This window comes from Candidatus Borrarchaeum sp. (genome assembly GCF_019058535.1).
In the GTDB taxonomy this organism is placed as follows: Archaea; Asgardarchaeota; Sifarchaeia; order Borrarchaeales; family Borrarchaeaceae; genus Borrarchaeum; species Borrarchaeum weybense.
Map to the genome: position 1 here is coordinate 1 of NZ_JAHPYX010000111.1, position 10518 is coordinate 10518.

At 37.0% G+C, this 10518-nt stretch carries 9 protein-coding genes; 4 read left to right on the top strand and 5 right to left on the bottom strand.

The window, feature by feature from the left end:
• The first annotated feature begins 150 nt into the window (after positions 1-150).
• The 3 genes from QVB70_RS06340 to QVB70_RS06350 all read left to right on the top strand — a co-directional run bounded on the left by QVB70_RS06340 (position 151) and on the right by QVB70_RS06350 (position 6324).
• Positions 151-324, top strand: coding sequence for a hypothetical protein (locus QVB70_RS06340; protein WP_287584546.1), 174 nt, complete (start codon positions 151-153; stop codon positions 322-324).
• Between the two features lie 191 nt (positions 325-515).
• A complete protein-coding gene (locus QVB70_RS06345) occupies positions 516-929 on the top strand; it encodes a hypothetical protein (RefSeq protein ID WP_287584549.1) in 414 nt (137 codons plus the stop codon).
• 487 nt (positions 930-1416) lie between these two features.
• Positions 1417-6324 (top strand): ribonucleotide reductase N-terminal alpha domain-containing protein, encoded by a 4908-nt coding sequence (locus tag QVB70_RS06350; RefSeq protein WP_287584551.1) that lies wholly within the window; start codon positions 1417-1419, stop codon positions 6322-6324.
• Between the two features lie 29 nt (positions 6325-6353).
• Here the strand turns inward: QVB70_RS06350 and QVB70_RS06355 are convergent, their stop codons facing one another.
• Positions 6354-7535, bottom strand: a complete 1182-nt coding sequence (locus QVB70_RS06355) for a DNA methyltransferase (RefSeq protein ID WP_287584552.1) — start codon at positions 7533-7535, stop codon at positions 6354-6356.
• Positions 7536-7789: 254 nt separating this feature from the next.
• Between QVB70_RS06355 and QVB70_RS06360 the strand changes: the two genes are divergently transcribed.
• Positions 7790-8296, top strand: a complete 507-nt coding sequence (locus QVB70_RS06360; RefSeq protein ID WP_287584554.1) for a hypothetical protein — start codon at positions 7790-7792, stop codon at positions 8294-8296.
• Positions 8297-8345: 49 nt separating this feature from the next.
• Here the strand turns inward: QVB70_RS06360 and QVB70_RS06365 are convergent, their stop codons facing one another.
• From QVB70_RS06365 to QVB70_RS18455, 4 genes are all read right to left on the bottom strand, one after another.
• On the bottom strand, positions 8346-9104 hold the full coding sequence (locus QVB70_RS06365) for an ABC transporter ATP-binding protein (RefSeq protein ID WP_287584556.1): 759 nt from the start codon (positions 9102-9104) through the stop codon (positions 8346-8348).
• Complete coding sequence (locus QVB70_RS06370; protein WP_287584559.1) at positions 9076-9936, bottom strand: energy-coupling factor transporter transmembrane component T; 861 nt, start codon at positions 9934-9936, stop codon at positions 9076-9078. The genes QVB70_RS06365 and QVB70_RS06370 overlap by 29 nt, the downstream gene beginning before the upstream one ends.
• 108 nt (positions 9937-10044) lie before the next feature.
• Complete coding sequence (locus QVB70_RS06375; protein ID WP_287584560.1) at positions 10045-10329, bottom strand: hypothetical protein; 285 nt, start codon at positions 10327-10329, stop codon at positions 10045-10047.
• A gap of 10 nt (positions 10330-10339) precedes the next feature.
• Positions 10340-10518, bottom strand: a 179-nt coding sequence (locus tag QVB70_RS18455; protein WP_342766546.1) for an energy-coupling factor ABC transporter permease, incomplete at its 5' end; no start/stop codon positions are given.

The following is a 10518-nucleotide window of genomic DNA, read 5'->3' on the forward strand; positions in this document are numbered from 1 at the left end:
GTTTTGGATAGAATAGATGTGATGAATATCGGGAGGAAGGCAGGGATATAAAACTCCCGTTAGGATGACAGACGAGACGCCCCTGTTAGCCAGGATTCGGACAGTTGCTAACCCGCGCGAATAACCGCGAAGGTAAAAGGATAATAGCATTTGACGAATCCCTATGATTTGATGCTGGAATTGAAGTTTCCTATCACAGAATGCCAGGTGGACAGGCCATCCTCAAAAGAGGATGATCTGCGACATACAGCAGAACGTAAAACGAGAGTTTCCCGAAAGGGTTGGGAGGACTCGCAGGAAGTTCCATCCTTCAGGGTGGGATAGTTCACAAATGCTTCAAGAATGACTAGTAATATCCAAGATACGCGGCTCGTTATCTCACAATCTTAGTTAAGTTTTTAGAAGAAAAATCATCATCGTCCTTTCTGAATTTCATTCTTGAAATATGGATCTGCCTTTTTTGCGCACATCGGGCATCAATCGTGTGATTAAAAAATCTTAAAGGTGCAAAAAGCGTGGATGTAAGAAGAGGAAAATTATGGTACGATCGCATCAGAATTTGGGCTTTCTTTATTCTTCTAGTTCTGATGGCATATCATAGTTTGAAATACTACACTATATCTTACAGATATGCTGGTTTGAGTCTTTTAGTAGAAGTTCTAGGGATTGGTTTATTTATTTTAGTTTTCCTGTTCGGTGTTTTTTGTTGTTTTCTCGCTGTGACGGTGGTTCATGCTAAAGTAGAAAAACTTGAAAAACGAAAGAATATCATACTCTTTCAGATCCTTTTCTACTTGTTCTTAGCGTTGGCATCAATTTCTTATAGTTTTTCACTTGCTGAAGGTATCTTTGGCGCTCGTGCACAGCTTTTTTCTCAAGAAATATCCGTACTATCATTAGTGGTTTTTATTCCAGCCTTTTTGTATTAACTATCCTTAAAGAGGTTAGAATCGCTCTAAAAGAAGTAGAGACGGAATATGAACGGCGTATTCGTTTGATTAAACGAGGAAGTGACCTCAAAAAATTTGAAAAAACTCAACCCAGTTATAAGCTAGATAATTTACTGGATTTCCTATTCAAAACCTCTGTAACTCAGATCTTAATGATTTTTGGCTATAATTTGCTGCTACTCTATGTCGATGAATCATTCTTGGTGAATGTAGGCTTTACTATTTCTTCTTATGCCATTGAATTGATTAAACAATGGATTGTTTAGTCACTTTACTGTTATATCTAATTGAAACCAATTTATTGGTTGAATAAAAGGTCTTAAAGCCCGACAAATCTAGTACTTTTTGTATATCATATAAAATGACGGTATCTCTAAATAGTGTGATTTTAACCCCAATTCCATTTTTCTAAAAGAATGGTTTATTAAATCAAGAATCATAGTATTGGTGAGGGAAAAAATTGACTTTGAGTTTATCTGAAAATTCACTAAAAATTCTCGAGCGCCGCTATTTGGCCAAGAACGAGAAAAGGGAACTAATTGAAACACCTGAGGAAATGTTTAGTCGTGTCGCTAATAATATAGCTTCTGCGGAGGCACTCTATGGCGGCGATGTTGAACGAATGGGATTAGATTTTTATGAAATAATGACTTCCTTTAAGTTTCTCCCTAACTCTCCGACGCTTATGAACGCTGGTCGAGAACTTCAGCAATTATCTGCATGTTTTGTAATTCCAATTGACGATTCTATTGACAGTATCTTCGACGCAGTTAAGTATACTGCTCTAATTCACAAGAGTGGTGGCGGAACGGGGTTTGCTTTTTCTCGCTTGCGTCCTAAAAATGATGTAGTTCGAACGACCGGGGGCATAGCTAGTGGTCCCATCTCCTTTATGAAAGTACTTAATACTAGTACTGAAGTTATCAAGCAAGGAGGATGCTTAGTTCCTAATACTTTAGTCTTTTCAAATAAAGGTCTCCTTCGTTTGAACGAGTTAGTAGATGAAAAAGTTCGGGGCTGGCAGGAACACGATCTAAAAGTTGCTACCGATAATGGAGAAAAGATATCTCCCCGAGGATATAATAATGGAGTTGTATCTGTTCTCAGAGTTACTACTGAACAAGAGATTAATCTTACAGGTACACCTAATCACAAGGTAAAAGTGATGACAGATGAAGGGACTGTTTGGAGACAATTAAGTGAATTAAGACCAGGAGATGCTATTCTTGTTAAATTAGGACAGCATAGAGGACAAATTCAAAAACTTAAGCACCTTGAAATTCAGCATCACAACCAGAAAGAAATTGATCTTCCTTCAGTTCTAGATGAATCACTGGCCTTCTTACTTGGTCTTCTGGCAGGTGATGGTTTTGTTGCGAGTGGATTAAAAGATTATCGTATCGGGTTCAGTATCAGTCATAATTCTTACTTGATTGAAGAGTTACCAGAATTTTTGGAGAAATTATTTCCAGGTATTCACGTTCAGCTAATGCAGAAAGATGATGATGCTTCAGTCAATTTTATTGTGAGCAGTCGGTCACTTAAGGAATTTTTGGTATTAAATAATCTATCAAAGGAAGAAAGCCATAAGGTATCAGTTCCTCTATTAATAAGGAAAAGCCCACCATCTGTGGTCGGGGCTTATTTAAGAGGTCTCTTCGAAGCTGATGGTACAATAACACATGGATATCCCGTACTAACATCTACTTCTCATCGGTTAATTCAAGAAGCGTCTGCATTACTAATAGGATTAGGATGCCCTGTATCCATACGTGAAATTCCTGCAAATGAAGATCGCTTTGGATCAGACAATCTATGGTCCCTAAAACTGCGATCCCACGTTGCTTTAGATGTCTGGAAAGACAAGATTGGATGCGATTCACGATCTCGTTTTGTTAGTTGCTACGATTTTTCACCAGATTTAGAAAGAGAGCAAAATTATGTACTTCCAAGTGTCAAATGGTGGGTTGAGCCTGTTCTAAAAGCTATTACCCTACCACAGAGAGATAAAAAGGGAAGGGGAATGGGAAAGAAATTCAGATCAACTGCACCTAAGTTGCGAAATAAACTTCTACGTTATATTCGTGGAGAGCGGCAATTTACCTTTAGTGCTTATTGTAATCTATCAAAAGAATACCCCGAATTCACTGCGAATGCTCGTGATGTTAACAATTTATGGTTCATTACTGTTACAGATATTCAAAAAGTAGGCAAATCACAAACCATGGATTTAGAGGTCAATGAAAACCATACTTATTTAGCCCATGGAATGGTCACCCACAACACAAGGCGTGGCGCTAATATGGGCATTCTCCGCGTAGATCATCCCGATATAATTGAATTTATTACCTCGAAAAGTGACCTAACAGAACTAACCAACTTCAATATTTCAGTCGCAGCAACTGATGAGTTTATGAAAGCAGTAAAAACTGATCGGAAATATAATTTGATTAATCCTCGCACAAATAAAATAGTTGAAACTCTAGACGCAAAAGATGTATTCGATTTGATTATTGAAATGGCTTGGAAAAACGGAGAGCCTGGTTTATTCTTTATTGATCGTGCAAATCAATTTAATCCTACGCCCGCTTTAGGGGATTATGAAAGCACTAATCCTTGTTTGCCAGGAGATACTTTAATTGCAACTGCAGATGGAAGGGGAACAATTCCGATAGAAAAACTTGCTAATGAAGACAAAGATGTTCCTGTATTTACAGAAAATAATGACGGCAAAATTGTAGTTAGACATATGCGAAGACCTAGACTTACTGGAAAGAATGTTCCTGTCTATAAAATTGCTTTAGATTCAGGAGATGTTATTAAAGCAACTAAAAATCATGTCTTCTACCTTAGAGATGGAACTAGTAGACGCACAGACGAGTTAAAGCCAGGCGACAGTCTTCATGTTTTAACCAAAGTATTACAATGGCAAAAGGGAAAATACACAAAAAATAGGTCAAAAAAATATTGGAGGATGTATAATCGAGGAATATCGGATAAATCAGAGCACAATATCATTGCAAGGTTTTTCCATAATAATAATAAAGAAATATCTGAAGATTGTGTAGTCCATCATATTGATTTTAATTCAACAAATAACTCGCCTACTAATCTTGAAATTCTTAGAATCAGTGACCATGATCAACTTCATAGTCATTCAATAAAAGGTGAAAACAATCCGCTCTATAAATTAAAGCAAAACAAGGAAGTTTGGGAAAAATATAAAGCTGAGAATCCGTTTTATAATACTAAAGGTGAAAATAACCCTAATTATGGGAAGCATCACTCAGAAGAAACGAAAAGAAAAATAGGAGAAAAATCTAGAGAATTATTTGCCAATCCTGAAGTAAGAAAAGCGTTTTCAGAGAGAATGACCAAACTCTGGAATGATGAGAACTATCAAAAAAATGCAGAAAAAGGTTTTCATAAAAGAGCCTTACGTAAATTAGAAGAATGTAGAGAAAAAACAGATCTGCAATGTTATTTGAAAGGAAATAGTGTTATGGTCAAGAAAACCTGTGAAAACTGTGGATCTGAATTTTCAATTAGTTTTAGCGAAAGAGAACTTGGCTTTTGTGGCAAAGAATGCTTCATGGACTTTTTAAATTCAGATGACTCAATTTTCGAAAAAAGAGTAGAAGGCGTAAGAAATGCTTACAAAGAGAGAGCAAGACGAAATAAAGAACAACAAATTGAAAAATACATAGAATTACTGGACAAACTAGACCGTGTACCATTTAAGAAAGAATGGGAAGATTTCTGCAAAGAATCAATAGTTACTTTTAGATTAGAGACTAAATATGGTTTCAAGACTTACAAAGAATTAAAAGAAGCCGCAGATATGTACAATCATAAAATCGTTTCAATTGAATACCTAGGCAAAGAAGATGTATATAATGGGACAGTAGATGATTTTCATACATTTTTTATTGGAGGTTTCGAGTCTAAGAGCAAGAATAGAAAGAAAGTAAGATTCATTAAAACTAAAAACTGCGGCGAGCAATTGTTACTTCCTATGGAGAGCTGCAATTTAGGTTCCATCAATCTTTCAAAGATGGTTAAACAAGAAAACGGACACTGCACAGTTGATTATGAGGAATTGAAGAGAGTGGTTAGACTTTCAGTAAGATTTCTTGATAATGTTATTGATATGAACAACTATCCACTTCCAGAAATTGAAAAAATGACTAAAGAAAATAGAAAGATTGGTTTGGGAGTTATGGGGTGGGCAGATTTACTAATTCAATTGAGAATTCCTTATGATTCACTAGATGCTCTTGAACTTGCAGAAAAAATCATGAGGTTTATTTCAGAAGAAGGCCGCAAAGCATCTGAAGACTTAGCTAAGGAACGTGGTCAATTTCCAAGTTTCGACGATAGTATCTACAAGGATTCAACACCACTACGTAATGCGACAGTTACCACCATAGCTCCCACTGGAACTATTAGCATGATAGCAGATTGTTCAAGTGGAATTGAACCTCTATTTGCTGTAAGTTATTTCAAGAAAGTAATGGATGGTGAAAAACTCGTAACTGTCAACTCGTACTTCGAAGGCATTGCAAATGAAGAAGGCATTTACAGTCAAGATTTAATGCAAAAAATTGCAGAACAAGGAACTATTCAAAAAATTGATGAAATTCCTGAGCATATTCGTAGACTTTTCGTCACAGCACATGATATCACACCTGAATGGCATGTGCGTATGCAAGCTGCGTTTCAGAAATATACTGATAACGCTGTCAGTAAAACGGTAAATATGCCACAAGAGGCCACAAAGTCCGATGTAGCAACTGTATTTATGACTGCTTATGAACTGGGTTGTAAAGGAGTAACTGTGTTTCGTTATGGTAGTAGAGAAGCAGTTGTGAATATAGGCAAGGCTGAGGAGGCTCCTAAAGAGGATGTACTTACACCACGCACTAGACCGTCTGTGACTGTAGGTGAGACAGAAAGAATAAGAACTGGATGCGGTAATCTTTACGTTACCATAAACGCTGATAGCGAGGGTCTTTTTGAGGTATTTTCAACGCTTGGACATTCTGGGGGATGTCCTAGTGCCCAATCGGAGGCAATCAGTCGTCTAATTTCATTATCTCTTCGTTCAGGTGTAAAAATTGAATCAATTGTCAAGCAATTGCGAGAAATACGTTGTCCGTCAGCTTCTTGGGACGAAGGTACGTTGATTCTCTCATGTCCTGATGCAATTGGCAAGGCACTTTCTCGATATATCGAAAGACACGAAATAGAAGGCTCTTATGAAAAAACTGCTATGAAATCATATTATGGTGTTTGTCCAGATTGCGGAGGACAACTTGTTCACGAAGAAGGTTGTCTAATCTGTAAGTCATGTGGAGCATCAAAGTGTGAGTAATCTCCCTTTTTCCATTAGACGAGTTAGATCTAATTCAAACCAAAAACAAGAATATACTCCAGTTTAAGCGCCCTTGGGTCGTATGAATATCGTCCTGTGGTATACCAGGGTTTACGAGAGATAATTCGCTCTATCTTGAAACCCTTATCAGTCGCTAAATTGATAATTACTTTATGCGTGGCTAAGGGTTTTTTTCTAATTGTACAATCTCCTATAACGACGCAACATTTTCTATTGGGTTTTATAACTCTGTACATTTCAGTTAAGCATTTATCTAGGTCTGAAAAGTATTTGTCCACTAATTTTTTATTTGTAGCTGGCCATGCCCGAATTTCTTCTTTTCTAGTTGTTAAATATTTAAGATCTAACCAATGCATCGTTGGTTTGAAAACAGGTGCATAATCAAACGCATTAAGATATGGAGGATGCGAAATTATCAAATCAACACTTTCATCATCTACTATTTTCTGTAGATCTCTACTATCGTGCTGAAATACCTTCGTAAATACATCTTTTGCTGTTTCTTGTGAAAATAATTTCATTCTTTCAATCATGTCTTCAACTTTGTCTTTAAATGCTACAAGGACTTTGCGTGGCTTCTTTTTTTTGTTAATGTGTGGTCTTACCTCTCCATCGAATGCTAAACTGCAACGACGGATTATAGCTCCAAATGCTAGTTTAAAAAAATCTTTGAGAGCATCATCTTCCTCTAACCCAAATACATGATGCCTTAAAACGCCCAAATGATTTATTTGCTTTGATGTAAACCATTTATCAATTGAGGAAAAATCTGCTTTTGATGGTATAGATAAAGTAACTTCATTATTTTTCTCTTCAAGATTTGAAATGTCGAGAGAGGACTTTTGTAATAAATCCATAAACGTATCTGACAATTTTCGTGGATCAATTATAGTTGTTTTTACTTTTGAGGCAAGAACACCGAGAGGATTGATCTCTACTCCAATCGAGTTTCTTCCATGCAGTCTTGCTTCCACTAAGCCCGTGCCACAACCGGCAAAATTGTCTAGGATGATATCTTGCCTTTCAGTATATCTTTTTACCAAATTTGTCGCGATAGGTGGTATATACTTTCCATAGTATCGAACAAAATTGTGTGTAAGATACGCCAATTGAGGAATTGTGTCCCTGATATCCCACTCCTCTTTTGGAATTATTTTATAGTCTTCTTCAGTAATATGTGCGTTCCACATTGAATTCACATAGATATCTTTCGTGCTTTTCACTTTTTAACTTTATAGTTAAGAGAATATTAAAGTATAAAAGTGTGTAAAATGTATAATAGTAAATGGCTTTGAAATTTACTGTAACGTTCTAAAGGCTTGAATATTGCTAGGGACGGAAAAAAAAGGATAAATTCTTGATCATTTTAATTTTTGCAGATCATTTTTTCAGTACGTCGATGAGGGGCGCTGAATAATCACCTAGATGAAGAGAGGAGGAGATAATGTCAAAAAACACGAAAACACCTTTTCCGGCACTAAAGAGAGGGCTTCCCTGGGAACTAAAATGTAAATTTGCACAGGGACAATTGACGACCCTGTTCAAGGGTATAATGAATGAAATTCGAGAAAAATATGACGCGGTTGCAGCACTTGAAATTGCTGAAAAGACTTGGAAAAGAGAGGATAGAGTAAAGAATATGGTAAAAACACTTAAAGATGTTTTCAAAATCGAGGGCAACGATATGGAAGCAATGAATAAGTGGTGGAACATTTATTGGGAGCTGACTGGTGTTGAAGCTACTTATCTTGAATTGAGTGAAACATACACGAAAACTAAAATCACTAACTGTCCATGGAGCACAACAGATCCCAAGGATATCTGCAACTGGTGCACAATCTACAGTAATATTATTGAAAAGGCCATGAATCCAAAGGCTACAATTAAACGACTTAAAGGAATGTGTGCAGGAGATCAATATTGTGAATTCTTTACAAAAATCGAAGAGTGAAGATATGGTAAATAATCGTGACCTAGAGGCAATCTCCACTTTTTAAAACTTAGAGAGTTCCTAATAGTTCATCTAACTCTGAGGGATCTCCTAAAGCCTCTTTCACTATTTCGTTCTGCAATCCCTCAACGGTAGGTCCACAGAAGATCATTTTCCCTCTATTTAGAACAAGTAAGTTTTCTGACCATTTATGAAATCGTTGATCATGAGATGCAAATAAAATAGCCAATTCTTTTTCTTGTGTAATCTCGTTTAGAAGTTTAATTAGCGCTATTGTTGTCGGTAAATCGAGATTTGCATAGGGTTCATCAAATATTAGCATTTTTGGATCCATGGCTAAAACGCCTGCAATTGCGACCCTCTTCTTTTGACCGAAACTTAAGTTAAATGGAGAATAGTCTTTCCATTCTTCCATTCCCATTTTCCTAAGAGCATCATATACAATTTCTTCAACTTCATTTTCTGGAAGTCCTAAATTTCTAGGCCCAAAGGCCACATCTTCAAAACAAGTCGTAGCAAAGACTTGATTATCCGGATTTTGAAAAACAAATCCGACCTCTCTTCTAATTTCATCAAAATTTTCTTTATTAACAATCTTATCGAAAACACGTACCTCTCCTTTAATTGGGGTATTTAATCCTACAATCATTTTCAAAAGCGTTGTTTTTCCAGCCCCATTTGGACCTGCGATGGCAAATTTAGTTCCTTGAGGAACTGAAAAACTAATATCTTCCATTAGAAATCCTTTTGAACCATGTTGATATTGAAATGAAACGTCCTTAAACTCCACTGCCACTGAGTAATCCACTAATACTCCTCCAAATCCATGTGATAATGTAACTCTCGATGTCAATCGGAAGCCATAGTTCTATTATAATCCAAATTACTATACAAAGAACAATGCAAGTTGCTAATAATGCATATTCTTTTTTCTTTAATCTAGTTTTTCTGAATTGTATCTTGCTTTTAAGTCCTCGAAGGGACATCGCCTCATAAACTGCAAGCCCTCTATCATATGAGCGAATGAAGATCATACCTAACATTGCCGCCGCCGCCGCAAAACGTGACTTTTTTGTACCCAAATGTAACCCTCTTAGAGTCTGAGCCGTTCTAACAGTTGCCGCTTCCTCAAAGATAAGAGGTGCGTAACGTAAGATGAGCATTATCATTGATACCATTGTTTCCGGCAGACGAATATCTCTTAACCCGTCCACAAACTCTTGCATGGTCATCGAGGACGTAAATGTTGTGATTATCAAAACCGCACAGATCCCTCTAAGCATTATCAGGGCAAAAAATCGCAATCCTTCTTGGTAGACATTTACCGTGAACCCTAAAAGTTGAAATGTAGTGATAATTGCATCAGGAGACCCTTTTGAAAACGTGTTAAAGATTCCGAGGGAAAACAGCACAGGAATTGCCACCCATGAATGCTCTATGGCATGAAGAATTCGCCCTTGTAGTGACTTTGCGATAACTAATGCGCAAATGAAAGTCAAAAAAATTATGACGAAATCTGTGTTTGCGACAACTGCGACTGCAAATGCAATCATGAGTACAACTTTCGCTGCAGGTGATAACTGTGGAGGACTTTCCTCACTAAATTTTCTAAAAGGTAACGTAAAGTAGTGCCCTTTCATAACTAAGATCTCCAGTGGGAGAGAAATTCTTCTAACAACTTATGGTGTCGTGAATATAACAAGTATAAAAAAAAGATTGTGAAACTTACATATAAGTAAGAAAAAAATTCAGCTTCTTTTTAGATACCGAACTGCCAGCATTATCACAATGATGATTGCGAACACACTAACCATACCGACCGCCATAGTTAGAAGATCAGCCGCGAACCCTTCACCAAACGATAAAAAGCCGCCCTCTGCACCTTCCACGCCGACTGCTTCGAACATTCTCTCAAGACCATCTGGATTTTCTGAGGCTATAAATGCAAATACAGCCATGATTACAAATGCTACTATCAGTGACAATATCACGTATCTAGGAATTGTAAAACCTTCTTTAGTAGTTGCAGCCATTATTTTCACCTCATTCGGATGTCATAACTCCAGGTGCCAATTCGAAATGTGTCAACTCTAGAAGATCAGGGCGTACTTTTGTTGTGTATGCAACAATTGCCATTGAAATTACTGCCTCACCGATTCCAATTATTGCATGAAGTCCAACCATCCAACCAATTACAAGTGCTGCTGGTTCTAATCCTGCAA